Genomic DNA, 25,594 nt, shown 5'->3' on the forward strand with positions numbered 1-25,594 from the left:
CAGAACCTAGACCCCGGCGGGCAGGACATTCGGATTCGCCGTTGCCGGCGGTTGCAGCGGCGGCAGAACCGTGCCGCCGTCCAGCGTGTGCACCGGCAACTGTTGAGACCACGGGTAGTGCAAACTGAACGCCACCAGACCCGTCCGCTCTGCGGCCGGGGCGTGGCACATCGCCAGCACCGTCTCCGCCAGATACTCGACCGGCTCGGTGGGGAACGATTCGGGGATGAGCGCAGCCGCGCCCGGGGTACGCACCGCTGTCGACGGACCCACACAGTTGACCGCGATGTTTGCATCGACCAACTCGGCTGCCACCCCTTGGGTGAACCGGTGCAGCGCCGCCTTGCACGATGCGTAGACAACGTCGCCGGCGGTCTTGTTGTAGTCACGGTACGGCCGCGCCGGCGCCACCCCGGTAACCGAGCCGATATTGACGATCCAGCCCGCACCCTGACTTCTCATGTGCGGCACAACAGCTTTCGTCAAGGCGAACGGGATGCGCAGGTAGTGATCGATTGTCCGGTCGAAGGTTGCCATCGGCATCTCCTCGACCACGGCATAGTCGGCGAAACCGGCATTGTTGACCAAGATGTCGACGCGACCCGTGCGTTGCAGAACCGCCCGGACGAGACCGTCACGAGCGTCGGGGTCTTCCAGGTCCGCCGGCACCCCGAAGGCCGAACCGCCGGCATCTTCGATGAGCCGCACGGTTTCCTGAATGCTGCCCGGGATCACCTCACTCACGCCGGCGCGCACCGATGCCGAGGGTCCATGTCCGCGCGCGGTGACCGCGACCGTGGCGCCTTCGGCGGCCAGCCTCTGCGCGATTGCCTGCCCTATCCCACGACTACTGCCCGTCACAAGTGCGGTCTTGCCGGCCAAGAGACCTGTCATTGCAGAATGAAGTCTTCCTCGATGGGAGCCCGGTGCTGACGCCACAAGTCCACGAGGCGATAAGGCGTGGCCACGACAACGCGACCTGAACCTGAGCGGTAGTAGGTGTGGGCGTTGGGCGTATGGCACCACACGGTGCCGCGCATCGCCTCATCAATGCCCTCGACGTAGTTGTCGTAAGCACTGCGCGTGACCTCCATGGACTGCACGCCACGCAGCGCCATCAGCTGTAGGCACTCGATGATGTAGTGCGCCATGACCTCCATCGAGAAGTTGGCCCCCGCGCCGTGCCCTGGGCTGTAGTTGGGTGCCGAATTGATGAACAGGTTGGGGAAACCCGGAACCGTACCGCCCCGGTAAGCGCGTGGGCTGTCGCCCCATTCAGCCGACAGTGCCTGGCCGTCGCGACCACGGATGTCGATCGTCGACAAGAAGTCGAGGTGGTAGCCCGTCGCGTAGATGATGACGTCGAGATCGATTTGTCGACCGTCGCCGGTGACAATGCCGTTGAGGTTCACAGCCGCCGGCTCGCTGGCTTCGACGTCGACGTGCGCACGCGTCAGCGCCGCGTAGTAGCCGCCGGGGTCACGGATGATCCGCTTACCGTAAGGGGCGAAATCGGGTGTGACTTTGCGTGCCAATTCTGTTCCGGCGCCGAACATCTGGTTGATGTAGTCCGTGCACATCTGCAACAGCACGTCGTTGGCAGGCGAGATCGACAGATGATTCTTCGACCACTCTGGGTCCTGCAGGATGACCGGGTAGTTGTTGTCGGCAGTAGCCCAATACGACTTGACCCGATGCCACTTTGCGTAGAACGGCAGCACGCGCCCCAGGTAGCGACGATGCTCGGGTACCTCGTCGGACACCCGCCTCCGTGGGGCGACCCAATGTGGCTGCCGCTGGAACACGGTGAGGTGCTCGACCTGGTCGACGCAGGCATCGACAATCTGCACCGCCGTGCAGCCGGCTCCGATGATCGCCACCTTCTTGCCGGTCAGGTCCAGCGACGGATCCCATCGGGCCGAGTGAATACTGATGCCGCCAAAACTGTCCCGCCCCTCGATGTCGGGAAAACGCGGACGATTCAGGTAGCCGGCCGCGGTCACGACGACGCCGGCGTGGTCGATCGTCGTGCTGCCGTCGCCACTGCGCGAATGAATCTGCCACTGTTGACGCTCTTCATCCCACCGCAACGACTCGACCTCGGTGCCGAACCGGATATGAGTGCGCAGTTCGTGTTTGTCCGCGAGCGCTACGAGATACTCCTGGTACTCGGCGCCCTGGGGGTAGTAGCTGGACCACTCCGGGTTCACTTCGCGAGACAGCGAGTAGTAGGCCGACGGCGTATCTACGCCGATGCCGGGATAAGTGGTGGTCAGCCAGGTACCCCCTACTTCCGTATTGCGTTCGAAAATCTGAAACTGCACGCCCTCTTCGGCGGCCGCCAATGCCACTGCGATGCCGGCCAAGCCGGCTCCGATGATGGCCATGGTGGTGGTCTGGGGAATGGGCACCGTACGCGGCAGGGTCGGTTGAGACGGGCGGAAACCACCCTGTTCGATCAGGAGGTCTACGTATTCGTCAGCTACTTGACCGCCCACCGCCAGCGGTAGCACCCGGGTGAACAAGACGCGGTCCACAACGGGCTCATCGCTCGGCCGGAAATGGTCGAGAGCGACGACGACCTCATCGATCAGCGTGCGCATCGTGTCGGGATCGGTTGTCCCCGCCCGCTCCGGCGGATCCGGAACGTGATCGATCTTGGGAGCGTACCGATCGACGACCGATGGATCGCCGGTCATCTGCGCGAGCACAGCGACCAGAACACCGGGATCTGCCTGCATCAGATGCGCACGCAGGGCATCGGGATCCGGGGCACTGTCTACGGGCGAGGACGATTCGGTCGCGGCGGTCATACAGTCGAGTATCGAAGGGATCGTCCTCGCGCCGCCGCTGCTTTGACCTCTGAGCGGGATACGATCCTGCGGGCAACCCTGTGCGCTACATACGTTTCAGCGCATGGATTCTGATGACCTGGACACCGTCATCGCCCGGGCCCGTAGCCACAGCCTCGCCGATATTCCACGACGGCCGGCACGCAGACAGCCGCACAAGACAGCAATCGTCGATGGCGAGGTGACGCTGAGTTTCGCCGAATTCGACCACCTGGTTGACCGCGCCGCTGCAGCATTGTGCGACAACGGCCTTCGGCCGGGAGACCGGCTGGCGTTGTTGTCGCGGAACTGCTGGCAGTACGCGGTACTGGCGTTCGCCACTGCCCGCGCCGGCGTGGTTCTGGTCCCGATCAATTTCATGCTCACCGCAGAAGAGATCGCCTACATCCTCAAGCACGGCAAAGCTGCCGCGCTCATCGTCGAAGCAGACCTGGCGCCGGTTGCCGAGGATGCGCTGCGCCACGGCACCGCTGTGCGCTCCACCGCGGCGCTGGTTCCGCCCGGGCAGCAATGCCCCTCTGGTTGGCCGGATTTCGCCGATTGGCTCGCCACCGCGAGCACTGCTCCGGACCATCTTCTCGGCGACGACGAGATCGTTCGGGTGATGTACACCAGTGGCACCGAGTCACGGCCGAAGGGGGTGATGCACAGCAGCCGCGGCCTGATGTGGCAGTACATCAGCACCATCGTCGCCGGCTCGATGTCCGGCGACGACGTCGTCATCCATTCCCTGCCGCTGTACCACTGTGCGCAGCTGGACAACTTCCTGGCCACCGCCATCTATCTCGGCGCGACAAGCATCATCGTGCCCCGTCCCGAGCCCGAACTGGTGCTGCGCGCCATCGAGCGCCACCGCGCCACCAGTTACTTTGCGCCGCCCACTGTTTGGATCAGTCTGCTGCGCAGCTCCGGATTCGACGACGTCGATCTGTCCAGCCTGTGCAAGGGGTACTACGGCGCATCACCGATGCCCACCGAGATCCTGCATGAGTTGCGCCGCCGGTTGCCGGGTCTGCGCCTGTGGAACTTCTACGGCCAAACCGAGATGGCACCTCTGGCCTCGGCCCTCGGACCGGCGGAACAGGACACCCACGCCGGATCAGCGGGCCGACCGGTGATCAATGTCGAAACCACCATCCTTGATGAGACCAACACCCCCGTATCACCGGGAACCGTCGGCGAGATCGCCCACCGCAGTTCACATTTGATGCTGGGTTACCTCGACGACGCGGACAAGACCGCGGAGGCGTTTGCCGGCGGCTGGTTCCATTCCGGCGATCTCGGCTTCTACGACGAGCACGGATTCTTGCACGTCGTCGACCGCAAGAAAGACATGATCAAGTCCGGTGGGGAGAACGTCGCCAGCCGCGAAGTCGAAGAAATCCTCTACCTGCACAACGGTATCGAGGAAGCCGCCGTGTTCGGGCTGGCGCACCCGCTGTGGGTGGAGGCTGTGGTCGCCGCCGTAGTCCCCCGCTCCGGTGTCACGCTGACCGAAGACGACGTCCTCGCGCACTGCCGTGATCATCTCGCCGGCTTCAAGACCCCCAAACGGGTGTTCTTCCTCGATTCCCTTCCGAAGAACCCCAGCGGCAAATTGCTCAAACGCCGACTGCGTGATGAATTCAGCCCCGAATTCGCGCAAAACTGAAGGAACACAACACATGTACAAAGGTCGCATCGCGCGGTTCGACGAGCCCGGTAAGCCATTTCAGCTCGAAACCGTCACTCTGCCAGAAGTAGGACCGGGCGAAATCCTGGTCCGCGTGACCCGCACCAACATCTGCGGGTCAGACGTGCACGCCTGGCACGGCACGTTCGCAACCCGCGGTCTCGGTGGGCACCTGCCGACGGTGCTCGGCCACGAGATGGTCGGGGCGGTCGAAGCTCTGGGTGACGGTATCGCCACCGACTCCAACGGCAAGCCGTTGCAGACCGGCACTCGAGTGGTGTTCCCCTACTTCTACAGCTGCCACAGCTGCCGTAATTGCCTGGCCGGGCGGCGAAACGCCTGCCTCAAGCTGAAGATGGCCATGCTGGGCCGTGCCGACGAGCCACCATATTTCGTCGGCGGCTACGGCGACTACTACCTGCTGCCGGCGGGCGCCGTCGTCTACACCGTTCCGGACAGCGTCGGCGACGACATCGCGGCAGGCGCCAACTGTGCCCTGTCCCAAGTGATGTACGGCCTCGAACGCGTCGACCTTCAACTCGGTGAACACGTCGTGGTGCAGGGGGCCGGAGCCCTGGGACTCTATGCGATCGCGGTCGCCAAAGCCCGCGGCGCCGCGAACGTGATCGCCATCGACGGCATCACCGAACGGCTGGAGTTGGCCGCCGCCTTCGGCGCCGACACCGTGCTCGATCTCAACCAGGTCGCGACCCCCAAGGACCGAGCCAAAGCCGTGCGCGCCCTGACCGACGGCCACGGCGCCGACGTCGTCGTCGAAGTCGTCGGGCACCCCTCGGCGATCGAAGAGGGCCTGCAGATGCTGGGGCAGTTCGGCCGCTACGTCGAGATCGGCAACATCAACGCGGGCCAGACATTCGCCTTCAACCCATCGCGATTCGTCTTCAGCAACAAGACCATGGTCGGCGTATCGCTGTACGACCCCGCCGTGCTCTCACGCGCTCTGACCTTCCTGGATCGTCACCAACACGCGCTGCCCTTCGACCGGCTCGCGGCGACGACCTACTCGCTCGACGACATCAATGGCGCCTTCGCCGCGGCGGACGGCAAGCGCGACATCCGTGCCAGCATCACCCCGTAGTTCGCAAAGGACGAATATGCACACTCATCAACGTTCCGAGCTGTTCATCGACGGCCGCTGGGTAGCGCCCTCCGGCAGCGGTGTCATCGACGTCGTCGACCCGGCCACCGAAGCGGTGATCGGCCATGTCCCGGCCGGCGATGAAGCCGATGTCGACGCGGCGGTCGCCGCAGCACGCCGCGCTTTCGACCCGGCGATCACCGCCCAAGACCGGCGACAACGGCTGCGCCGGGTGATCGACGCAATGGAAAAGCGCCTGCCGGAGATCGCCAACCTCATCACCGCCGAGATGGGTGCCCCGGTGCGGATCTCGCAGACGGTACAAACCCAGGTACCGCTCGCCGTTGCCAACGGTTTCGCCGATGTCCTGGACACCTTCGAATTCCAAGAGCGCGTGGGTAATTCGCTGGTGTTGCGCGAGCCGTACGGCGTCGTCGGCGCCATCACCCCGTGGAACTACCCGCTCTATCAGGTGGTCGCCAAGGTGCTTCCGGCCATCGCCGCGGGCTGCACCGTCGTGCTCAAACCGAGCAACGAGGCACCACTGTCGGTGTTCGCGTTCATCGAAGCCTGCGACGAAGCGGGCCTGCCTCCCGGGGTGATCAACCTCGTCTCCGGCCCTGGACGGGTGATCGGTGAGCGCCTCGCCAGTCACCCGGATGTCGACTTCGTGTCCTTCACCGGGTCCACCGGGGTGGGGTCCCGTGTCGGCGAGTTGGCGGGCCGGTCAGTCAAGAAGGTGGCCCTCGAGCTCGGCGGAAAATCGGCCAACGTCATCCTCGACGGCGCCGACCTGGCCACCGCGGTCAAAGTCGGCGTCGGCAACGCGTTCCTCAACGGCGGCCAGACCTGCATGGCGTGGACGAGAATGCTTGTGCCGCAGGCCCGCTACGGCGAAGCGCTCGAACTGATCGAATCGGCGGTGAGTCGCTATACCGTCGGCGATCCCTGGGACCCGGCCACCCGGATCGGCCCGTCCGCCTCGCGATCCCAGTTCGAGACCGTGCGTGGATTCATCGACCGCGCGCGACGTGATGGAGCGCGCCTGCTGACCGGCGGCTCCGAGCGGGTGCGTGACGTCGGGTTCTTCCTCGCCCCAACGGTATTCGCCGACGTCGACCCGGAATCTGAACTCGCACAGGAAGAGGTTTTCGGACCCGTGCTCGCCGTCATCCCCTACACCGACACCGACGACGCGCTGCGCATCGCCAACGGCACCCCCTACGGCCTGTCGGGCGCGGTATGGGCCGCTGACGACGACACCGCGATCGCATTCGCCCGTTCGATTCAGACCGGGCAGGTCGACATCAACGGCGGCCCCTACAACCCGATCGCGCCGTTCGGCGGCTACAAGAAGTCGGGAATCGGCCGTGAACTCGGGCGATTCGGGTTCGAGGAGTATCTGCAAACGAAGTCGCTTCAGCTCAGGGGCCTGTCGTGAAAGCGCCCGTCGACGTCAGCACCAGCGGCTCGATCCAGCTCTGGACGATCGATCTCCCGGAGGTAGGCAACGCCATATCCTCCCCGGATGTGATCGCGGCGATCGAGGCCAACATCGATGCGGCCAACCGCGACAGCGCAGTTCGGGCGATCGTCCTCACAGGTAGCGGCAAGATCTTCTCGGCCGGCGGCAACGTCAAGGAGATGGCCGACCGTCACGGCATGTTCGGCCTCGATCCCATCGACCAGCGTCGTGCCTACATCGATGGCATCCAACGCATCCCACGTGCGATGAGCCGGCTCGAAGTCCCCATCGTCGCCGCGGTCAACGGTGCCGCGATCGGCGCCGGCTGCGATCTGGCCATGATGTGTGACATCCGTATCGCCTCGGAGCGCGCATCGTTCGCGGAAAGCTTCGTGCAGCTCGGCTTGATCCCCGGCGACGGCGGGACCTGGTTTCTGCCGCGGGCCATCGGGTACTCCCGCGCCGCCGAGCTCACCTTCACCGGAGATCGCATCGATGCCGCAACCGCGCTGGAGTGGGGCCTGGTCAGCCGCGTCGTAGCCCATGACGATCTGCTCGCCGACGCGCACGGGCTGGCCGAACGCATCGCCGTCAATCCCCCGCATGCGCTCCGTATGGCCAAACGGCTGCTTCAGGAATCCAGCACCGGCACATTGGAATCGACCCTCAGTATGGCCGCAGCCATGCAGCCGCTGGCCCACCATGACCCGGCACACCACGAGCGCATTGCGAAGTGGAAGACGTCATGACGCCAACCCTGAAACGACTGGTGCCGCCGGCAAGCAGTTCGAACCCGGCCGCCGACGCATTGCGCGGCCAGGTCCGGGCGTTCCTGGCCGAGCAATTGGCCGCCGGCACCTTCACGCCGTCGGTCGACGCCTGGTTGTGCGGCTGGGACGAAACCTTCACCCGTTCACTGGCACGACAAGGCTGGTTGGGCATGACGGTTCCCGAACGCTATGGCGGGCACGGCCGTTCGTTTCACGACCGCTTCGTCGTCACCGAGGAATTGCTGGCCGCCGGCGCGCCGGTGGCTGCCCATTGGATCGCCGACCGCCAGATTGTGCCGTCGCTTCTCAAGTACGGCACCGAAGAGCAGAAGCACGAGTTCCTGCCACGCATCGTCCGCGGTGAGTGCTTCTTCGGCATCGGGATGAGTGAGCCAGACTCGGGATCGGATCTGGCGAGCGTGCGCACCCGCGCAGTTCGCGTCGACGGGGGCTGGGCGGTAACCGGGACCAAGGTATGGACCTCGGGCGCGCACCACGCGCACGCGTTCATCGTCCTGGCCCGCACCACGCCCGTGGACGCGGCGCACCGGCACGCGGGGCTCAGTCAGTTCATCGTCGATTTGGCCGCCGAGGGTGTGGACGTTCGGCCCATCATCTCGATGAACGGTGGGCATCACTTCAATGAGGTGATTCTCGACGAGGTGTTCGTGCCCGACTCGATGGTCTTCGGCGAACTCGGGCAGGGTTGGAGCCAGGTGACCTCCGAATTGAGTTTCGAGAGAAGTGGTCCTGAACGGTTCCTCTCGACCTTTCCGCTCCTGACCACCGCCCTCGAACTGGCAGCTCCGCAAGATGTTTCGTGCGATGTCGAGATGGGCCGATTGGTGGCACGTATCGCCGGGCTGCATCACACATCAACGGCGGTGGCAGACGCCTTACAACGCGACGAGGCCGCCGATGTCTCCGCGGCCGTGGTCAAGGTCCTCGGTACGACGGTCGAGGGCGATATCGCCGACTACGCCGATCTGCGCACCGGCGATGAGACCTCATGTGGCGCCGTGTGGACCGACCTGGTCTCCCGCGCTATCGATCAGCGCCCGGGATTCACCCTGCGCGGCGGAACCAACGAGGTGCTGCGCGGCGTCATCGCGCGGGGATTGGGCCTGCGATGAACGCGACCGGAGCGATGACAAGCACGCCGGCAGTCGACCGCGATCTGGTCGCCATGATGGACGCCGTCTTCGCCGATTACCGGCTGTCCCACGATCATGGGCCGGCGGAGGCACGAGTCGACTGTGACCGCGTCTTGTGGCAACGACTCGATGAGCTCGGGCTGGTGCGGCTGACCGGATCGGAACAATCCGGCGGCAGCGGCGCGAGCTGGCGCGAATCGACTGAATTACTCACCGCCGCCGTACGTCACGGGGTGCGGCTGCCGTTGGCCGAACATGATCTCTTGGCGTGCTGGCTGCTGGAGGCCGTCGGGCAGGAAGTCGATGACGCTGTCCGTACGATCCACCTGATGCCAGGCCCCGGCCGGCCCCCGACGCTGACGCCCTGGGCCGACTCGGCCGACCGGATCGTCACCGTCTGGCGCGGCGACGACGGCTACCGGGTCGCCGACGTCGACGCCTCGGAGATCACCATCGCCCTGGGCCGCAACCTGATCGGCGAACCGCGTGACACCGTCAGCGTCGAGGTGTCCGGCCGGTCCGGACACATGGTAGCGCCAGAGTTGATTGCCGAACTGCAGCGCAAGGCCGCGCTGGTGAGGGCAATTCAGGTGTGTGCCGCACTGGATTGCGCGATCGCGGCATCAGTTGACCACGTGATGTCGCGCATCCAGTTCGGCCGTCCCCTGGCCAAGTTCCAAGCGATCCAGAATCTGATCGCAGATGCCGCCGCCGAGGCAGCCGTCGCCCGCTCGGCGACCGAAGCGGCACTGCACACCGCACTCCAAACAGGCTGGCTGACAGACCATCTCGACTTCCAGATCGCAGTCGCGCGATCCTGCGCCGGCCATGCAGCATCGGTCGTGACCCGCAACGCTCACCAGGTGCACGGTGCGATCGGCACGACACGCGAACATCGTCTGCACGAGTGGACCCGCGCGGCCCTGGCGTGGCGCTCAGAATACGGTTCTGTGCACTTCTGGGACCGGAAGGTCGCCGCCGCGGCAGCGGAGGCGGGTGGCGCAGGCCTGTGGCCGTTGATCACCGGTACCGACTAGCCGCCCAACCGCTTCAAATCGCCTCAACGACAACGGAGAACGGTCTGCATGTCGCCTGTCGACACTTACCGCATTCGACCAGGTCGATTATTCCGGTGACCGGTCACGGGCAGTGTGACGAACAACTCCGACGAGTTGACTTGACCGGTATGAGCAACTCGATCAGCCTGTCTGAGGCCCAAGAATTCATTGCCGAGTTTTGGTTCAACTACGACCAGGGAAACTTCGCCGAAGTCGCCGCGCGTTTCGGCGACGAGATGGAGTACCTGAGTCGTTCGGATTCGGGTAGCTGCCCGTTCGAGCATCTGTTGGCAGCCGAATTGCACGGTGGCGCAGAGACTATGGCTTGGATGACCGCGCATCGTAATGAGAATCCCTACCCGTGCCGGCACCACGCGACCAACATCTTCCGTACCGGCACCGAGGGTGAGGCCACCATGGTGCGGTTCTACCTGTACGTCAACCAGATCACCAACAACGTCCCGTTCGCGGTGTCCAGCGGTGTCGTCGATGCCGGCATCCGCCGTGAAGGCGCCGGCCTGGTGTTCACCTCCATGAAGGTGGTGCTCGACGCCGAGGACTCGATCCCATTCGCCGAGCACACCGCGAAGACCGCGGCCGCGAACGGGCAGTCCGCGTGAACGCTGGCACGATCTTCGGCGGTGGCGTTGCCGTCATCACCGGCGCCGGTGCCGGCATCGGCGCCGGCCTGGCGCGTCATGCCAGTCTGCTGGGTATGACGGTGGTGTTGGCCGACATCGACGCTTCCGCCATTGCTGTCTTGCGTGACGAGATCTGCGCCGCGGGGGGAACCGCGGTCGATGCCGTCTGCGACGTTCGGGATGCCGCCGAGGTACAGCGACTGGCCGACAGGGTCTTTGACGAATTCGGTGCCGTGCGACTGCTGGTCAACAACGCCGGAGTCGAACAGTTCGGCTACCTGTGGGATACGCCGCTCGCCAACTGGCAGCGGCTCGTCGACGTCAACATCAACGGCGTATTCCACGGCATCCGCGCGTTTCTCCCGCGAATGATGTCCACCGACGCGCCCGCGTGGGTGTGGAATCTGTCGTCGATCGGCGGAGTCGCCGTGGTTCCCCTGCAGGCGCCGTACATCATGAGCAAGCATGCCGTCCTGGCACTGACCGAATGCCTGAATCTCGAGGTGCAGTCGGCAGGACACGCTCATCACATCCACGTCCAGGCCGTGCTGCCGGGAGCCGTCGTCTCCAACATCTTCGAATCCGCGGGCGGAGTCGACACCGGGAACACCGACGCCGCCGAGGGGCAACGCGCGGCCATGCTCGATATCAAAGCCGCCGCAATGGACCCGCTCGCCGCGGCACAGGTGGTCTTCGACCAAGCCGCCGAAGGCCGCTTCTACCTCATCACCCAGCCGGACTACGTGGGCGCGGCGATGACCGAACGCGCCCGAGTACTGACCAGCCAGCAGGCTCCTCAACTGCGCGAACATCGCCGGTTCGACCCCAGTCACAACTGAGATGCCCACACCACAACTCGATCACGATGCCGCCGCCCGGGTCGCATCGTTTGGAGACATCCCGCCGATGCGCGCCCGCGGCCTGCCGACCATCCGCGCCGGTATCGAATCCGCACCGCTGCCGGATATGCCGTCCATGGCGAGCACCGCGAGTCTCACCGCACTCGGCCCTGCCGGCCCTCTGCCAGTCCGGCTGTACCGGCCCAGCACCACGGAACGTCTCCCTGTCCTGGTCTACTTCCACGGCGGCGGACTCGTCATGGGCTCCAACCACTCGTTCGAGCCGCTGGCGCGAGAACTCGCTCGCGCCAGCGGAGCCGCCGTCGCAGCCGTCGAGTACCGCTTGGCTCCGGAGTCACCGCCACCCGCCCAGTTCGACGACGCCTATGCGGCAACCGAATGGATCGCGGCCAACGCCAATGATCTCGATCTCGACGCTGGACGGTTGGGGGTGGCCGGCGACAGCGCGGGCGGATCACTGGCCGCCGCAGTCGCTTTGGCGGCCCGGGACCACGCGGGGCCGCAGATATCCGTGCAGATCCTGCTCTACCCCGGCCTGGATCGCGACATGGGCGCGCCATCGATCACCTCTATGCCCGACGCACCGATGCTGCGCCACGACGACATCGTCTACATGCACGAACTGGTGGACCGCAGTGGCGACCGGCCCCATTCGCACTATCAGGTGCCGGCCTATGCGACCGATCTGAGCGGCCTGCCGCAGGCAATCGTGGTCACCGGCGAATGCGACCCCATCCGGGACTGGGGCGAGCGTTACGCCAATCGATTACGTGAGGCCGGCGTGCAGACCACCCTCACCCGTTATCCCGGGATGTACCACGGGTTCTTGATGCGATCGGATGTGACCGCACGCGGCCGGCTGGCCATGGCAGAGGTCGGTGCGCTGGTCCGCGCAAAGTTCGCCCATCCCTGCGCTGCCGACCCGTCCACCAACGGATCCACCGTCCAGAGCGCTTCTGTCCCAACGTCGACAGTCGACACACTCACCACCGAAGGAGAACACCATGCTGACCGATGAGCGTCGCCGCGAGCTGTCCGACGTCCTCCGTCCCGTCGCCCCACCGCGCGAGATCACCGACGTCTACACCCCCGATCAACGGCGGCGACTACTCGACGTCGTGCATGACCACGGTCCGTGGAAGCTGATCATCGCGCAGCACTTCGCCTCGGCGGACGAACTTTTGGCGACGATGAGCGGTTCGTTCCCAGAGGGTTTCACCCCGTCACTGGACCTCTTTCTCACTCCGACGTTCCGCGGCTATCTCGCCAACTACGGCGCCGTCCTGTATCCGGAACTGCACGACTGCTTCTACAGCAGCGCCTTCATCGAGCAGGCCAAGAGCTACTGGAACGCGCAATACGCCAAACCGCAGATGATGCTGTTCAACATCAACGGTCCGTGCGCCAACCGCGACCCCGGTCATCTCGACTCCCCGAGTTTCCGCGGCGTGCGCTACGAGAACGCGCCCACCTGGCTGTGCAGTGTGATGGGCAAATCGGGCTTGTTCACCGATTACCTGATCAAAATGGCGCAGGTCATCACCTGGTTCTCCCTCGACGCGCAATCGGGATTCACCTACTGGCCCGACGGGCCGCTCAAGGCGCCCGGACGGGTACTGCCACCGATCAACAACAGGGGGGTGGTCGTGCAGAACGAGATGATGATGCACCGCGGAGAAGCCAACGGCCCACTGGCGCAACAGGTTCCCGCCGGGCTGTCCTTCGACACCGTGTTCACCGGAGACCCCGACGACCGGGATCAATGGCTGCTGAAGAACGGTGAGGACGTCATCGGTCGTCATCACACCGACGAGCTGAGGTTCCTGGTGCACTGGTCCGCCGAGGTCTTCTCGGACTACGACGAACTCAAGAAGAACATGGACGGCTCCGACGACATCACCATCGAACGCGCGATCGGCATGATGGTCGACGACCTCAAGGGCAAGGGCATCAAACTCGATGTGCCCAGCGAGCCCCTCCACGACGCAGCGTTCATCGGTGCACTCAACGCGGCCTACGACTTGGGTGCCCCGACGACCTACCCGGACGACGCGTCTGTCAGCGCGTTCCAACTCGCATAGACCGCGAAAGGCACTGAAAAATGGATCGTTTCACCGACCGTAGTGTCATCGTGACAGGAGCCGGCTCGGGCATCGGCGCGGCCACCACCGCACGGCTGCTCGATGAGGGAGCCACCGTGGTGGCCTACGACATCTCAGCTGACGGACTGGCGACCACGGCTGCCGCCGCCGAAATCGCCGGCACGGCCAAGCGACTGACCACCGCAACACTCGACATCTCGAACGAGGACGCCGTCATCGCCGCTGTCGACAGCGCAGTAGCTGAGTTGGGGGGCCTCGACGTACTCGTCAACGTCGCGGCGATACAGACCTGTTCACATACCCACGAGACCACCCTGGCGGACTGGAACCGCACGCTCGCAGTCAATCTCACCGGCACCTTTCTGATGACGCGCCAGGCGTTACCGGCACTACTGGAGTCGGGCAGAGGCGTGGTGGTGAACTTCACCTCCACAGCGGCGACATTCGCGCACTCCTACATGGCTGCCTACGCCGCCAGTAAGGGCGCGGTCCTCAGCTTCACGCACTCGCTGGCTCTGGAGTACTCCAAACAGGGTCTGCGCGCGGTGAATATCCAGCCTGGCGGCGTCTCCACCGCTTTGGCCAACAGCACGCTCGAGAAGATGCCTGAAGGCTACGACTTGGGGTTGTGGAGCAAACAGACGCCGCTGCTGCACGGTCGCGACAACCCGATCCTCGGCGATCCGAGCGCTGTCGCCGCGGTGATCGCCATGGTCGCCTCCGATGACGGCGCATTCATCACCGGCACCGAAATCCGCGTCGACGGAGGCGCGCACGCGTAGTCGCTCTGAGCAACCCTCAGGCGCACCGGTTCTGTACAGCCTCCTGAGCAGAACCGGTGTGCCCGTCCGTGCCAACCGAACGAGTCCGTCACGATCCCGAGTCGGCACCCGGCAGGGCGCCCACAACCATCCCCACCCCGATCCGTAGCACCGAACGCAGGCGACCGAAGTCGCCGTGCTCGACCCACTGCACATACGCATGCCGGCACGCCTGAATGATCAACTGCGCCGGTAACTCCCGCGTCATCGGATCATCGTCCAAGCCGATCCGGGCATTGAGAAACTCGGTGATGGGCCCGACGAGTTCCTGACCCCAATCCAGCCAGCGCAACCGATACTGGGGTGCACCGACCACCAGCGACATGAATGTGCGGTCGAACTCGACCTGTCCACGTTTGGGCACCTCGGTGCTGAATGCCTCCACGAGGATGTCCACGACATCGCCGTCTGGCGGAGCGGTAGCCAAGACCTCGACGCTGAGCGTGCCGAACTGACGGAACAGCGGCATGACGACGTCTTCTTTGACCGGAAAATGCCGATGAAAAGTCCGCGGCGCGATACCGACGGCCTGACAGATGCGCTCCACCGTCGCCGACGTCGATCCCTCCGCGAGGAAGATGTCGCGCGCGGCAATGGCGATATCCAATCGGAGCTCTTCGGCTCGTCGCTCCGTCAGCGTCGCCGGCCTGCCCTCAGCCCGCATGCATCCTCCTGGTTTCGGCGTTGCGGTTCATCGTATTTCGTGTTCCGGACGATGCGTCGCGAGCACAGGAATCGGTATCCCGATGACAGGGAATCCGGTAGTGACGTACATCTCCCGAACACTACCGTTAAACGTGTCAGACTCTGCCATCCATGCTGAATCTGACAGCGGGATGCCGCCGCGCCGCCGGCTGCGAAACAGTTGGTCGCCACTCGTCCCGCGCCCACCGATGCTCACGCAGCAGCCCACCGAGGAGGAACCATGGCCACCGAATCCGGAGAAACCACCACGGAGACCGAGGAATTGAACTACGACGACTATACCCACGACTTCATGGGCAAGGTCGGCAACATCCAGGACTTCTCCCGCGACTTCCTGCTCGGTCTGGCACGCGTGTTCGAGGACGTTCTCAACTTCATGCCGTATGCGCACGTGACGATCTATTCGGAGAAGGTTGGTATCAACGCCGCGATGGACGTGACCGCCCAGGTCTCGCGGGCTGGGATGCGCCAGGTCATGCCCATGGGACGTTTCATCGCTCCGCCCGGTTGGGATTGGAAAGACGCCCAATACCAAGCGATTCCGTTCGACGTACAGACCGAGGACCTCACGAAGCCGGCTTTGATCCGCCTGATCAAGACCTACTGGGACCAGTACCTCAAGGGGCACAACTACCTCATCGACCAATGGACGAAGATCATTCCCGAAGAAGAGGTATGGCTCGGGCTACCCGATATGTACCAGCTCATCATCGACTACCAGTACCCGAAACTGGCGAAGGTCCTCAAGATCGAGCCGGTGCATGTGGTGGACTTCCTGAAACTGGCGGTGTTGAGCATCGATGGCACCCTCGGCTACGGCGGCGAATACATCGTCTACAACCCGGATCACGTCGTGCTCAACATGCGCCGCTGTGAGGTGCTGCAGAAATACACCGACGAGGGCCTCTATCCCCCGGCGCGCGCCTGGATGAACTGCACCTTCGAACAACGTATCTCGGCACCGTTCTTTCCCGGCTGCAAGCTGGCTATCAACTTGCCGCCCAAGGACTTCAAATTCGCCCAAGGTGAACCGTTCTGCGTGTGGACCTACACCCGAGGCGACGAGAACCACGAGGCCGCCGCGGCTGCGCCAGATCCGCGGGCTACCGCGATGGAACGGCTTCCGCTCATGGACGTGACGGTGTCCAAGTAGGAACCGACGGGCTGCGCCGTGACCGACGGCGCAGCCCATTTCATCCACAGTCCGAGCAGGTGCCGTCGACGGGCATGTCATCGAGGCGGTTGTCGTGCAGTGGTGTCATCACCCGACAGGGCCGGACGCCGCGGCGCGGGCGGCAAGATTCGCCTCGACCTCTCGCATCCAGGCCTCCCACGGTCGGGTCGTATCCAGCTCGTATTCGAACCGGTCAACCATGTCCGGCGTGACGTCGGCGGCGTCTACATAGAACTGCTCGTACCAACGGCGCAACTGGTACACCGGCCCGTCTTCTTCGACGAGAAGCGGATTGTCGATGCGGGTCTTGCTGCGCCAGATCTCCACGTCCTGCTCGAAGCCCATCTTGACGAAATCGCCCAGAGCGACGGCAGTTTCGACGGCGAGCTCGTCGGGCATCGACGGGTTCTTCTCCACGACGATGCCGTACTGCAGTGCGAAGGAGTTCTCGTCGATCGGATAGTGGCAGTTGATCAACACAGTGTGCTGATCGAAACCCTCGTAGTGGTACGTCAGCTCGTCGATCATGAACGACGGTCCGTGATAGGCAGCCAGGGACGTCGTCCCGAGGATCGTCACGCCCTCCTCGGGGTCGCCAAGATCGGGACGTCCAGCGCTCTTCATGTATTGGGTCGCGACGTGACCTTCGAAGATGTTCTTGAAGTGCGTGGGCAGCGAGCCGTGGATGTAGAAGAAATGCGCCATGTCGACCACGTTGTCGATGATCTCGCGGCAGTTGGTGTGCACGACCGTGGTGTACCAGTGCCAGTCGGTCCAGCTGTCGCTGGTGGCGCCCTCGATGCGAGGGATGGTCACATCCTGTGGTGGCTCTTTGTGCTCCGGGTCATTCCAGACGAACAGCATGCCGTCCTGCTGCAATGTCGGCCATGCTGCGGTTCGGGCCAGCCGCGGTGTGCGCTTGGCATAGGGAACCAGCTTGCACCGGCCATCCCCGCCCCAGCGCCAATCATGAAAGGGGCACGCGATCTCATTTCCTTTCACGGTGCCCTGCGATAGGTCGCCACCCATGTGACGGCAGTATCCGTCCAAGACGCTGATGGCGCCGTCCTCGCCGCTGAACACGACCAGCTTCTGCCCAAAAGCGTTGATCTGATGCGGTTTTCCGTCGGCGAAATCACGGACGAGCCCCAGGCAGTGCCAACCTCTGGCAAACCTGGTCGGCACCGAGCCAGCTTCGATCAACCGGACGTCGTCGGTTTCAGGTTGGGCTGTCATCTGTCGGTCCGTCCTTCAATTGGTGAAATCGCCATCGTGACAACATCATTGAACTGTGCGAACCACTCGCCGCGAGATCGGCGTTCCCGCTGACAGGAATTTCCCGGCGAGAGATGTGTCCCTGCAGCTTTAATGTCGTTGATCGTGACCGACTCGACGCACACGACAATCCCCGCTGGTCTGACCATCGCTGACACCGAAGTCGACCTTCTCGTCGTGGGGTCCGGCACCGGTCTGGGCGCCGCACTGGCCGCGCATGAGCAGGGCTTGTCGGTGCTCGTGATCGAAAAGTCGTCCTACGTGGGCGGTTCAACGGCCCGCTCCGGCGGCGCCCTGTGGCTGCCCGCGAGCCCAGTCATCGAAGAGTGCGGCGGCCTCGATACGGCGCAGCGGGCGAGCACCTACCTCGATGCGGTGGTTGGCGACTCTGCTCCGCGGGATCGTTCGACCGCTTATCTGCGCCACCTGCCGGCGGCGGTCGACATGCTGCGCCGGACCACTCCGATGAAGCTGTTCTGGGCCAAGGACTATTCCGACTACCACCCGGAGGCACCTGGCGGTTCAGCCGCCGGCCGTACGTGCGAATGCCGCCCCCTGAACACCGCGATTCTCGGTGAGTATCTGGCGGACCTGCGCCCCGGGGTGCTGGAAGTCGGCATTCCGATGCCGACGACCGGCGCGGACTACCGCTGGCTGAACCTGATGAGCAGAATTCCACGCAAAGGGCTACCCACTGTCATCAAGCGGCTCGCTCAAGGACTCGGCGGACTCGCACTGGGTCGCCGCTACGCCGCCGGCGGGCAGGCCTTGGCCGCCGGCCTGTTCGCCGGAGCAATTCGCGCAGGCATTCCCATCTGGTTGGACACCGCACTGACCGGCCTCATCACCGACGACGGCGGCCAGGTGACCGGCGCGACTGTCGTACGGGCAGATGCCGCTTTCACGATCACCGCGCGGCACGGCGTCGTACTCGCTGCGGGCGGATTCGACCACGACATGGGCATGCGACGGAAGTTCCAGTCCGAATCCCTCGGACGCAATCTCAGTTTGGGCGCGCGATCCAACACCGGCGACGCCATTCGAATAGGTCAGGAGGTCGGCGCCGGCATCGCCTTGATGGATCAATCGTGGTGGTTCCCCGCGGTGGCCCCACTGCCGGGAGCGGCCCCCGCGGTCATGCTGGCCGAACGCTCTCTGCCCGGATCATTCATCGTCGATCAGACCGGCCGCCGGTTCGCCAATGAATCGGCGGACTACATGAGCTTCGGTCAGCGGGTGCTGGAGCTGGAGGCTGCGGGCACCCCGGTCGAGTCCATGTGGATCGTGTTCGATCAGCAGTACCGCAACAATTACGTCTTCGCCGCGGAACTGTTTCCCCGGATGCCCATTCCCCAGCACTGGTATGACGCGGGAATCGCTTTCCGTGCAGACAATCTCACCGACCTCGCGACGCAAATACACGTTCCGGCCGGCAACTTCCGGACGACGGTGGACCGATTCAACGAGAACGCGTTCGCGGGCCAGGACCCCGATTTCGGGCGGGGACGGAGCGCCTATGACCGCAACTACGGTGACCCGACGATCACGCCGAACCCGAATCTTCGTCCACTGATCCAGGGTCCGTTCTATGGCGTGAAAATGGTGCTCAGCGATCTCGGCACCTGCGGCGGGCTGCTCGCCGACAGTCACGCGCGCGTCCTACGCGAGGACGGCACCGTTATCGGTGGCCTGTACGCGATCGGCAACACCGCCGCCAATGCCTTCGGCCGCACATATCCGGGTGCAGGCGCGACGATCGCACAAGGCCTGGTTTTCGGCCATATTGCCGCTCAGCACGCTGCGCAGAGCAGATTGGTGGCACAGGCGCGATGAGACGCCGGTAAGTCAGCCACCTACGTCTTCGGCAGCGGCCCTGCGTTCGATCTCGTACCAGTAGCTGAGATCGGGCCAAGCGATGGCAGCGCCCTTGCTCGTGTTCGGCAGGGTCGCCTCCGCTTCCTCCAGATCCTTGATCAAGTTCAGCGCAAGCTCCCGCTCCGACGTGTAGTAACGATCCGCCCAAATCAGCGCAAGTTTGGCGTACCCCCACGAAGGATCAGCGCCGGCCCACTTCGCTTCCGCGGCGGCTTCGCGCTGCAGCTGGTCGATCTGCGTAACGTGTTCGTGCAGAAGCTGTTTGAGCGCGACCGGATCACTCAGATGTCCCAACATCACGCGCAGGATCGCGGGATGCTTCAACGTTGGCAGCTCAATCGGCGCTTCCTTGGCCCACCGGGAAACCGCGTCCAACCCCTGGTCGGTGATTTTGTAGAGTCGCCGGTAACGAGCGCCTTTACCCTCGACGCGCGAACTCAGCAGCCCGAGCTTTTCGAGCTTCTTCAGCTCTGCGTAGATTTGGCTGTAGGCGGGGCTTCCGAAGAAGAAGCGCATGCTCCAGTGAATCCACTTGCGGATGTCGTAGCCCGACAGTTCCCGGTCGTACGACAGCATCCCCAGCAGGGCCCAATTGAGCGCGGGCAGCGATGGTATGTCTGACGTCTCGGGTTCTCCCACACCCTCAGGTTAACAATCGGGCCTGCCAAGACGCCGCACCTCGACCGCCAACCGGGATTTTGCCTTGCCCGACGATGACCGACCGCGTGACAGTGGTTCCGATGCCCGAAGTGGACGAAGGAGAAGCATGGGACTCGGTATCCAACGCCCGCAGGCGCGCTACGCCACCGGTGGTGCGCGTCTGAGCCACACGAGCGGGCCCGAATGATCGAGACCCATGCACCCCACGTCCCCGAAACGCTCTACAAATCCCTCACAGACTCAGTACGTCGACTGGTCGATTTCACCATTCGCAGCCAATGCGATGCCACGATCATCGAATCGGTCCGCGCCAAAGTCGACGCGGCCGCAGATGAACTCGGCCGCGCGCTGATTCCGGGGTCGTTTGGCGTCCAGCAGGAGATCAACGGATCGTTACTCGCTTGGGGCAACGCGGTTATCGGCTTACGGAACGCCCTCGCTCCCCCGTTGGACATTCATCATGATGACGACGGAACGGTGTGGGCCGAAACCACATTGGGTGCGGCGTACGAAGGGCCCGGTGGTCAGGTCCATGGGGGCGTGTGCGCCTTGCTGCTCGACCATGTCCTGGGCGCCACCGCGCACAAGCCCGGCCGGCCCGCAGTCACCGGAACGCTGACGATCCGCTATGAGAAGGGCACCGCACTGGGACCCATCAGGATCACAGCCCATATCGATCGTGTCGAGGGTGTGAAGACCTTTGCCGTGGGGCATATCGCGACGCCGGAAGGTATGACGGTCCGCGCGGAAGGTGTCTTCATCCACCCCCGCAGGCCCACCAGCTAAGGGGCCCTACCAGGGCGTCCACCCAGTCGACTACGTAGGCGTCAAGGTGAACGGCAGCCAGTAGGTACCGGCTCCGTCACCGGGGCAACCCGGCGCAGCCACGGTGAACGTGCGCTCGCCCGTGAAACTGCCGTCGCCGTTGGGCTTCAAGAAGTCGGAGCGGAACGCCGTCACCGCAGCGCCATCCGGACCGCAATGGAACGGGTAGTCCCCGGAGGACTCCCAGCGGTTGCCCGCCCACCGGTAGTCGAACAGTGCCGGCGCGTTCGGATTCTCTTTCAGCTCAGTCACTCTCAGCCAGTGCGCGATACAGCCGCCGGCGTCGCACACTGTCCGGAACAGGGCGGCCTGCGTCGACGGGTCCGAGGTGTCCGGACGGCCGTTGAAGGTCTGGCGCGAGTGATCGAGAAACGTGTCGTAATTTCCGTAGAGCGGCACGGGTTCGGCACGATCGGCGTGCGCCAAAGGAGCCGTCACCGTCAGCGCCAATGCCGGCAGCACACAAATTTTCGGCAACATGACTTTGAATAGCACACCGCCTGACGCCCTGGGGGTCGATCGGACTCAGATCGTCGCGGCCTACGGCACCATCGGCGCGCTCGCGGGCAGTCGCCACCGGGCCATCGTGTTGCGCAGTGTGAAGGTATGCCAGGAGTCTCCGTGCAGCAGCACGGTGACCTCGCTAGGACCTGACGTCGGATAGCTGACGCCGGAGTCGTCGAAACTGATGGCCTCGATGTCGTTACCCACGAAGACACTGACGGCGATCACGCCTGATGGGCCGACCAGCAATTGCCGGTCGGGGTTGCGGCGGGCGCCGATGCCCAACAGTCCGCTGGCGATGTTGAGGTGGCCATCGAATGCTCGATCACCGAGTCCGCCGGTGTCCGCACCAGAGAGCACGCGGACCCGAATCTGCCGGCCGACGACGTCGCACTCGTCGGCGCTCATGGTCTGCACCCACAGTGCGCGCTGTACCGTCGCGGGCTCGGGGTCGATGTCGGGGTGTACGTAGGTACCCGTAATTCCTTTCGTCCCAGCATCTTCAACGACTACGAAGCCGCCGTCGGGTGCGATCATGATGTCGCACAGCAGCTTGTTTGGTGCCGTTCGCACGGCCATGTCCCCTCTTTCCGCAGCCAAATATGGCGATTGCCCTGTGGACACACCGGCTCGGCAGCCCGCGACTGTCGACCCCCACTGGCGCGCACCTCATGCCGGGCGGTGGTCGACGCCGTTCAATCCGCCCATGGATCGTCGGCGAAGTACAGTCCAGAATCCTGTGGACTTCTCTCGTCAGCCGCCTTTCCTCCCGACTTACGAGCGGCAGCCGTGATCGTCCCCCAGAACAGCATTGGCATTGATGCGAGACACCGCAGAATCTGCGGCACACCACGAAACATTTTGTCCTCCTTGTTCATAGGTCCGGAAGCCACCGCAAGCTGCTCCGGACGAACGCGCCAGCGACTGCTTTCGTGAGTGAAGGCCGGTCACGCACTACTCGAAATCGACAGTGCGGCAGCAAATTCGAGAAGTCGTCTCATTTCGTCCTGACCATCGTCTGTGTTCTTGTCGAAGAGGTAGCACTCGACGTAGTGCTGACTGTCCTCGGGAGTGGTTCGGGTGGTGCTGTTGACTGTCGGCGTGTACAGCCGCAGGCGCACCGACACCAGCTCATGAGAACCGTCGGGCAGGACGTCGTAGTCCGTGTGGAGAGCCTGATCACTGAGCCGGGAGAGCAGAATTGTCCGGACCGAGGACTGGAACATCGGGTGCGGCAATCGAGTATCGTGACCAGCACATTCAGTCTCAGAGCCGTGCCACAAGACCAAACGCCGGCCGTCGGTGACCGCAACTTCTTGCCACGTCGGACGCTGCGTCAGCACGAACGAGTAGGCAGTGTCGAAGTTGATGAAAGCGCGCAAATTGTTCAGCGCCGCTTCGGGATTGCGTAGGCCGAGCATTACCGCCTGCTGAAGATGCCTGTGTGATGCCCAGTCAGCCATGTGCGGCGAGTGCCCTTCCGAATTGAATCAGCCGTTCCATCTGTGCTCGTCCGCCGTCGGTGACAGACTTCGTGAATAGCAGTTCTTCACTGAAGGACTCGGTCCTCGATGGGGTCTTGGCGAGGGTGTAGTCGGCCGTCGTGGTTACCAGCCGCAGCTCCACGCTGTGCAGTGATCGTCCGCCACTGTGGTCGATGCGATACCCGACCTTCAGATTGCGGTCGGTCAACGCGGACAACGGAATCGATCGCAGGGTGGATGTCAGCAAGGGTGCGCCGGGCTCAGGATCGGCGTCGTCGGTCAGTTCGTCGTCACCCATCCACAACAACAGTGTGCGGCCGTCGGTCACCGCGATCTCCTGGTACAACGAATCGCGCGAATCCTTCTCTTCGAGCTTGCGTTCCATGACGAATGCCTTGATCGCATTCGGATCCAAAACTCGGTACAGCGCCTCCAACGCGATGGCGGGATCACGCAGGTAGGCTTCCGCAGCTTGCGCCAAATCGGAGTAGGGTGCCCAATCGTGGTGCTCGTCCGGCCCTGCGGGTCGGCTAGGTGATGCTTCGGTCATCGACGTCAGCTCCTGGATGGTTCCATGTCCCGCGGAGCGGGCATCACCCTCGTCGGCGAGAAATCACCCATGACCACATCCCCCTGCCCAACAGACCGACCCGTTTACCCGTCAACGCTGACGAGCTTGTGCAAGGTGTAGTCGGGAATCAGCGGCAGATCCGAACGGTGATCTAGCCCACACCAAGGGACACCTGCGGGAATGCTCGACAGCTGCTGGTCCAAGCGCCTCAGGGTCTCGACCGCCGACGAAACCTCCTCAGCGACATCAGGTGTACGGTGCGCGACGGGTGACGCCGCGGTCGCATGGTGAGGTGGGGCCGAGACGGCTGCCTTGCAGCATTTCACGGAGTGCGTCTTATGTCGCCGACAAGTTCTTGATGCCGGCTCTCAGCGAACTAATGGCCACGGTCCCGAGCCGTTCGCCGGCCAGCAACCATTGACCCTGGCGCACGAACGGTAGCCAGAATCGGGCGCAGCGAACCGCACCGGCATTGACACAAGAGACCGCACACCGCACGGCGTGCTACGAAACATTGCCTCCCCCTTGCGAAAGCCCGCCCCAAGCCCCCCGGCTCGCTTGGCTCTCAAACTGATAGCCACGACAATTCCACGAACTGACCGACTCGTCAACTCATAGCGATGGGTAGCTGTCAACACCTTCGTTCGACTTTGAGTTAATGTTCATGCCTCGGACTTGCATGCCAAAGCAATATCGGTCTGCGATCAGCCATGTGAAGCCGCACCCCCCGGGCGGTCGTCACCGGGCGCTTGCGCGCCACACACCAGACCCTCCCGCCGAGCGGACGGGACGAAAGTTTCTGCACCACAATCGTATTCAGGGGGAAAGGCATGGTCGTCAGGAAACGCCGCAGAGTATCGGTGGATGCTGACGCGTTCACCGAACGATTGAATCGATTGTTCGCCGTTGTCTATCCGCCCGGGCGCGGCCCCTATCGCAATATCGAGGTGACGGAGGCACTGGCCGGCCGCGGTTACCAGCTGTCTGCGCCGTACCTGTCGCAACTGCGCAGCGGAGTTCGCAGTGGCCCGTCCACTCGGACCGTGGAGATGTTGGCCGAATTCTTCGGCGTTCGAGTCGAGTACTTCGACACCGACAGCAGCTATGCCCGCGCCGTCGATGCGGACCTCGACTGGCTGGACGTCGTCCACGACCAGAGCGTGCGCGAACTCACCAACGCACTCATGACATTGGCGCCCACAGTGCGCGACCAACTCATCGACTCGGCACTGCACGCCATGAGCCGCGACTCGACAGCGACCGACGGTCCCGCCGACACACGCGCCGGGCGTTGAGCAGGTGAAAATACCAGAACCGTTCAGCAGCAACCCCGATGATGACGATCACGACCGCAGACCACCGATGCTGCTGCCGGCCAAACACTAATCAGGCTGCAGCTCAGTCGATCTCGGGCAGCGGCACCCCGACAACCAGCTCCGCATACTGGCGCATCAGCCGCAGCGCGGTCTCCCGGCTCAGGTCCGGGTCGCGTGCGGCGATCCGGTAGCCGAAGTAGTCCTCCATCGACATCAACGTCATGGCGATGTCACGCGCCGTGTGCCGTAGCCGGAACACCCCGCTCCCCTCGCCGCCCGCCAGCAGATCGGCGTACAGACCGACCTGCCGGTGATAAATACCCTGCACGTCGCCGCGCTGGTCCAGTTCGAAGCCGGCCGACAGCACCGCCCGCCAGATCGCGCGCCACTCCGCGTCCTCGGGCCCGGTGGGCAGGCCGGCAGCCATCGTCATCACCAGCTGCTCGCGCACATCGGCCGATGAGCTCTGCAACTCAAGCCGCGCATCGTAGAACCGCACATCGGAACGCAGCGCCAACTCGGAGAGCAACTGCGTCATGTCTTTGAAGTAGTACCGCACCGCGTTGGTGGTCAGTCCCAGTTCCTCGGCGACATCGGCCAGCTTGAGAGTGGCGAGATCGTGTCGCTCGATCAGGGCGATCGCGGCGTCCATGATGTCGCGACGCCGCTCCTCCTGCTTGTTGGGCCGGGCCATGGCACCAATCTTGCCCG

At 64.0% G+C, this 25,594-nt stretch carries 25 protein-coding genes; 15 read left to right on the plus strand and 10 right to left on the minus strand.

Features of this window, described 5'->3' with window-relative positions; genetic code table 11:
- Positions 1 to 6: 6 nt before the first annotated feature.
- Both ACWW1C_RS19110 and ACWW1C_RS19115 read right to left on the minus strand, forming a co-directional pair.
- Positions 7 to 894 (minus strand): SDR family NAD(P)-dependent oxidoreductase, encoded by an 888-nt coding sequence (locus ACWW1C_RS19110; protein WP_455979849.1) that lies wholly within the window; start codon positions 892 to 894, stop codon positions 7 to 9.
- Positions 891 to 2,813 carry a flavin-containing monooxygenase gene (locus tag ACWW1C_RS19115; protein WP_455979850.1) on the minus strand — a complete coding sequence of 641 codons (1,923 nt, stop codon included), beginning with the start codon at positions 2,811 to 2,813 and terminating at the stop codon, positions 891 to 893. The genes ACWW1C_RS19110 and ACWW1C_RS19115 overlap by 4 nt, the downstream gene beginning before the upstream one ends.
- Before the next feature lie 103 nt (positions 2,814 to 2,916).
- Here ACWW1C_RS19115 and ACWW1C_RS19120 point away from each other — a divergent pair, with 103 nt between their 5' ends.
- From ACWW1C_RS19120 to ACWW1C_RS19170, 11 genes are all read left to right on the plus strand, one after another.
- Positions 2,917 to 4,503, plus strand: a complete 1,587-nt coding sequence (locus ACWW1C_RS19120; RefSeq protein ID WP_455979851.1) for a fatty acyl-CoA synthetase — start codon at positions 2,917 to 2,919, stop codon at positions 4,501 to 4,503.
- 13 nt (positions 4,504 to 4,516) lie between these two features.
- Entirely contained in the window at positions 4,517 to 5,623 is a 1,107-nt protein-coding gene (locus ACWW1C_RS19125) for a zinc-binding dehydrogenase (RefSeq protein WP_455979852.1), read from the plus strand.
- Positions 5,624 to 5,639: 16 nt separating this feature from the next.
- A complete protein-coding gene (locus ACWW1C_RS19130; protein WP_455979853.1) occupies positions 5,640 to 7,064 on the plus strand; it encodes an aldehyde dehydrogenase family protein in 1,425 nt (474 codons plus the stop codon).
- Positions 7,061 to 7,837, plus strand: a complete 777-nt coding sequence (locus ACWW1C_RS19135) for a crotonase/enoyl-CoA hydratase family protein (RefSeq protein ID WP_455979854.1) — start codon at positions 7,061 to 7,063, stop codon at positions 7,835 to 7,837. Before ACWW1C_RS19130 ends, ACWW1C_RS19135 begins: the two co-directional genes overlap by 4 nt.
- Positions 7,834 to 8,991: an acyl-CoA dehydrogenase family protein gene (locus ACWW1C_RS19140; RefSeq protein ID WP_455979855.1), complete on the plus strand. Its 1,158-nt coding sequence runs from the start codon at positions 7,834 to 7,836 to the stop codon at positions 8,989 to 8,991. The genes ACWW1C_RS19135 and ACWW1C_RS19140 overlap by 4 nt, the downstream gene beginning before the upstream one ends.
- 14 nt (positions 8,992 to 9,005) lie before the next feature.
- Positions 9,006 to 10,049, plus strand: coding sequence for an acyl-CoA dehydrogenase family protein (locus ACWW1C_RS19145; protein ID WP_455984358.1), 1,044 nt, complete (start codon positions 9,006 to 9,008; stop codon positions 10,047 to 10,049).
- Positions 10,050 to 10,198: 149 nt separating this feature from the next.
- Positions 10,199 to 10,690 carry a polyketide cyclase gene (locus ACWW1C_RS19150; protein WP_455979856.1) on the plus strand — a complete coding sequence of 164 codons (492 nt, stop codon included), beginning with the start codon at positions 10,199 to 10,201 and terminating at the stop codon, positions 10,688 to 10,690.
- Positions 10,687 to 11,550 (plus strand): SDR family NAD(P)-dependent oxidoreductase, encoded by an 864-nt coding sequence (locus ACWW1C_RS19155; protein WP_455979857.1) that lies wholly within the window; start codon positions 10,687 to 10,689, stop codon positions 11,548 to 11,550. Before ACWW1C_RS19150 ends, ACWW1C_RS19155 begins: the two co-directional genes overlap by 4 nt.
- Position 11,551: 1 nt before the next feature.
- On the plus strand, positions 11,552 to 12,589 hold the full coding sequence (locus ACWW1C_RS19160; protein WP_455979858.1) for an alpha/beta hydrolase: 1,038 nt from the start codon (positions 11,552 to 11,554) through the stop codon (positions 12,587 to 12,589).
- A complete protein-coding gene (locus tag ACWW1C_RS19165) occupies positions 12,576 to 13,652 on the plus strand; it encodes a hypothetical protein (protein ID WP_455979859.1) in 1,077 nt (358 codons plus the stop codon). Before ACWW1C_RS19160 ends, ACWW1C_RS19165 begins: the two co-directional genes overlap by 14 nt.
- 20 nt (positions 13,653 to 13,672) lie before the next feature.
- On the plus strand, positions 13,673 to 14,455 hold the full coding sequence (locus tag ACWW1C_RS19170) for an SDR family NAD(P)-dependent oxidoreductase (RefSeq protein WP_455979860.1): 783 nt from the start codon (positions 13,673 to 13,675) through the stop codon (positions 14,453 to 14,455).
- Positions 14,456 to 14,543: 88 nt separating this feature from the next.
- On the opposite strand, the gene ACWW1C_RS19175 is transcribed toward ACWW1C_RS19170, so the two are convergent.
- Positions 14,544 to 15,158, minus strand: coding sequence for a TetR/AcrR family transcriptional regulator (locus ACWW1C_RS19175; RefSeq protein WP_455979861.1), 615 nt, complete (start codon positions 15,156 to 15,158; stop codon positions 14,544 to 14,546).
- A gap of 261 nt (positions 15,159 to 15,419) precedes the next feature.
- Here ACWW1C_RS19175 and ACWW1C_RS19180 point away from each other — a divergent pair, with 261 nt between their 5' ends.
- Entirely contained in the window at positions 15,420 to 16,352 is a 933-nt protein-coding gene (locus tag ACWW1C_RS19180; RefSeq protein ID WP_455979862.1) for a hypothetical protein, read from the plus strand.
- Positions 16,353 to 16,460: 108 nt separating this feature from the next.
- Here ACWW1C_RS19180 and ACWW1C_RS19185 read toward each other — a convergent pair whose 3' ends face one another.
- A complete protein-coding gene (locus ACWW1C_RS19185; protein ID WP_455979863.1) occupies positions 16,461 to 17,609 on the minus strand; it encodes a Rieske 2Fe-2S domain-containing protein in 1,149 nt (382 codons plus the stop codon).
- A 132-nt stretch (positions 17,610 to 17,741) separates the two neighbouring features.
- On the opposite strand from ACWW1C_RS19185, the gene ACWW1C_RS19190 reads away from it, so the two are divergent.
- Positions 17,742 to 19,481 carry a 3-ketosteroid-delta-1-dehydrogenase gene (locus ACWW1C_RS19190; protein ID WP_455979864.1) on the plus strand — a complete coding sequence of 580 codons (1,740 nt, stop codon included), beginning with the start codon at positions 17,742 to 17,744 and terminating at the stop codon, positions 19,479 to 19,481.
- Positions 19,482 to 19,493: 12 nt separating this feature from the next.
- Here ACWW1C_RS19190 and ACWW1C_RS19195 read toward each other — a convergent pair whose 3' ends face one another.
- Positions 19,494 to 20,162: a helix-turn-helix transcriptional regulator gene (locus ACWW1C_RS19195; RefSeq protein WP_455979865.1), complete on the minus strand. Its 669-nt coding sequence runs from the start codon at positions 20,160 to 20,162 to the stop codon at positions 19,494 to 19,496.
- A gap of 204 nt (positions 20,163 to 20,366) precedes the next feature.
- Here ACWW1C_RS19195 and ACWW1C_RS19200 point away from each other — a divergent pair, with 204 nt between their 5' ends.
- Positions 20,367 to 20,969 carry a PaaI family thioesterase gene (locus ACWW1C_RS19200; protein WP_455979866.1) on the plus strand — a complete coding sequence of 201 codons (603 nt, stop codon included), beginning with the start codon at positions 20,367 to 20,369 and terminating at the stop codon, positions 20,967 to 20,969.
- A 30-nt stretch (positions 20,970 to 20,999) separates the two neighbouring features.
- Here the strand turns inward: ACWW1C_RS19200 and ACWW1C_RS19205 are convergent, their stop codons facing one another.
- From ACWW1C_RS19205 to ACWW1C_RS19220, 4 genes are all read right to left on the minus strand, one after another.
- Positions 21,000 to 21,488, minus strand: coding sequence for an MBOE_33420 family protein (locus tag ACWW1C_RS19205; RefSeq protein ID WP_455979867.1), 489 nt, complete (start codon positions 21,486 to 21,488; stop codon positions 21,000 to 21,002).
- Positions 21,489 to 21,548: 60 nt separating this feature from the next.
- Positions 21,549 to 22,091: a hypothetical protein gene (locus ACWW1C_RS19210; protein WP_455979868.1), complete on the minus strand. Its 543-nt coding sequence runs from the start codon at positions 22,089 to 22,091 to the stop codon at positions 21,549 to 21,551.
- Positions 22,092 to 22,459: 368 nt separating this feature from the next.
- Positions 22,460 to 22,975 carry a hypothetical protein gene (locus tag ACWW1C_RS19215; RefSeq protein WP_455979869.1) on the minus strand — a complete coding sequence of 172 codons (516 nt, stop codon included), beginning with the start codon at positions 22,973 to 22,975 and terminating at the stop codon, positions 22,460 to 22,462.
- Positions 22,968 to 23,546 (minus strand): hypothetical protein, encoded by a 579-nt coding sequence (locus ACWW1C_RS19220; protein WP_455979870.1) that lies wholly within the window; start codon positions 23,544 to 23,546, stop codon positions 22,968 to 22,970. The genes ACWW1C_RS19215 and ACWW1C_RS19220 overlap by 8 nt, the downstream gene beginning before the upstream one ends.
- 881 nt (positions 23,547 to 24,427) lie before the next feature.
- On the opposite strand from ACWW1C_RS19220, the gene ACWW1C_RS19225 reads away from it, so the two are divergent.
- Positions 24,428 to 24,862 (plus strand): XRE family transcriptional regulator, encoded by a 435-nt coding sequence (locus ACWW1C_RS19225; protein WP_455979871.1) that lies wholly within the window; start codon positions 24,428 to 24,430, stop codon positions 24,860 to 24,862.
- 103 nt (positions 24,863 to 24,965) lie between these two features.
- On the opposite strand, the gene ACWW1C_RS19230 is transcribed toward ACWW1C_RS19225, so the two are convergent.
- Entirely contained in the window at positions 24,966 to 25,577 is a 612-nt protein-coding gene (locus ACWW1C_RS19230) for a TetR/AcrR family transcriptional regulator (RefSeq protein WP_455979872.1), read from the minus strand.
- Positions 25,578 to 25,594: the final 17 nt, after the last annotated feature.

It is taken from the genome of Mycobacterium sp. HM-7 (genome assembly GCF_053852335.1).

Bases quoted from the DNA above. Each gene is read 5' to 3' on its own strand.
- ACWW1C_RS19110 (WP_455979849.1), bottom strand. From the start codon at position 894: ATGACAGGTCTCTTGGCCGGCAAGACCGCACTTGTGACGGGCAGTAGT.
- ACWW1C_RS19115 (WP_455979850.1), bottom strand. From the start codon at position 2,813: ATGACCGCCGCGACCGAATCGTCCTCGCCCGTAGACAGTGCCCCGGAT.
- ACWW1C_RS19120 (WP_455979851.1), top strand. From the start codon at position 2,917: ATGGATTCTGATGACCTGGACACCGTCATCGCCCGGGCCCGTAGCCAC.
- ACWW1C_RS19125 (WP_455979852.1), top strand. From the start codon at position 4,517: ATGTACAAAGGTCGCATCGCGCGGTTCGACGAGCCCGGTAAGCCATTT.
- ACWW1C_RS19130 (WP_455979853.1), top strand. From the start codon at position 5,640: ATGCACACTCATCAACGTTCCGAGCTGTTCATCGACGGCCGCTGGGTA.
- ACWW1C_RS19140 (WP_455979855.1), top strand. From the start codon at position 7,834: ATGACGCCAACCCTGAAACGACTGGTGCCGCCGGCAAGCAGTTCGAAC.
- ACWW1C_RS19145 (WP_455984358.1), top strand. From the start codon at position 9,006: ATGACAAGCACGCCGGCAGTCGACCGCGATCTGGTCGCCATGATGGAC.
- ACWW1C_RS19150 (WP_455979856.1), top strand. From the start codon at position 10,199: ATGAGCAACTCGATCAGCCTGTCTGAGGCCCAAGAATTCATTGCCGAG.
- ACWW1C_RS19160 (WP_455979858.1), top strand. From the start codon at position 11,552: ATGCCCACACCACAACTCGATCACGATGCCGCCGCCCGGGTCGCATCG.
- ACWW1C_RS19165 (WP_455979859.1), top strand. From the start codon at position 12,576: ATGCTGACCGATGAGCGTCGCCGCGAGCTGTCCGACGTCCTCCGTCCC.
- ACWW1C_RS19170 (WP_455979860.1), top strand. From the start codon at position 13,673: ATGGATCGTTTCACCGACCGTAGTGTCATCGTGACAGGAGCCGGCTCG.
- ACWW1C_RS19175 (WP_455979861.1), bottom strand. From the start codon at position 15,158: ATGCGGGCTGAGGGCAGGCCGGCGACGCTGACGGAGCGACGAGCCGAA.
- ACWW1C_RS19180 (WP_455979862.1), top strand. From the start codon at position 15,420: ATGGCCACCGAATCCGGAGAAACCACCACGGAGACCGAGGAATTGAAC.
- ACWW1C_RS19185 (WP_455979863.1), bottom strand. From the start codon at position 17,609: ATGACAGCCCAACCTGAAACCGACGACGTCCGGTTGATCGAAGCTGGC.
- ACWW1C_RS19190 (WP_455979864.1), top strand. From the start codon at position 17,742: ATGTCGTTGATCGTGACCGACTCGACGCACACGACAATCCCCGCTGGT.
- ACWW1C_RS19200 (WP_455979866.1), top strand. From the start codon at position 20,367: ATGATCGAGACCCATGCACCCCACGTCCCCGAAACGCTCTACAAATCC.
- ACWW1C_RS19205 (WP_455979867.1), bottom strand. From the start codon at position 21,488: ATGTTGCCGAAAATTTGTGTGCTGCCGGCATTGGCGCTGACGGTGACG.
- ACWW1C_RS19210 (WP_455979868.1), bottom strand. From the start codon at position 22,091: ATGGCCGTGCGAACGGCACCAAACAAGCTGCTGTGCGACATCATGATC.
- ACWW1C_RS19215 (WP_455979869.1), bottom strand. From the start codon at position 22,975: ATGGCTGACTGGGCATCACACAGGCATCTTCAGCAGGCGGTAATGCTC.
- ACWW1C_RS19220 (WP_455979870.1), bottom strand. From the start codon at position 23,546: ATGACCGAAGCATCACCTAGCCGACCCGCAGGGCCGGACGAGCACCAC.
- ACWW1C_RS19230 (WP_455979872.1), bottom strand. From the start codon at position 25,577: ATGGCCCGGCCCAACAAGCAGGAGGAGCGGCGTCGCGACATCATGGAC.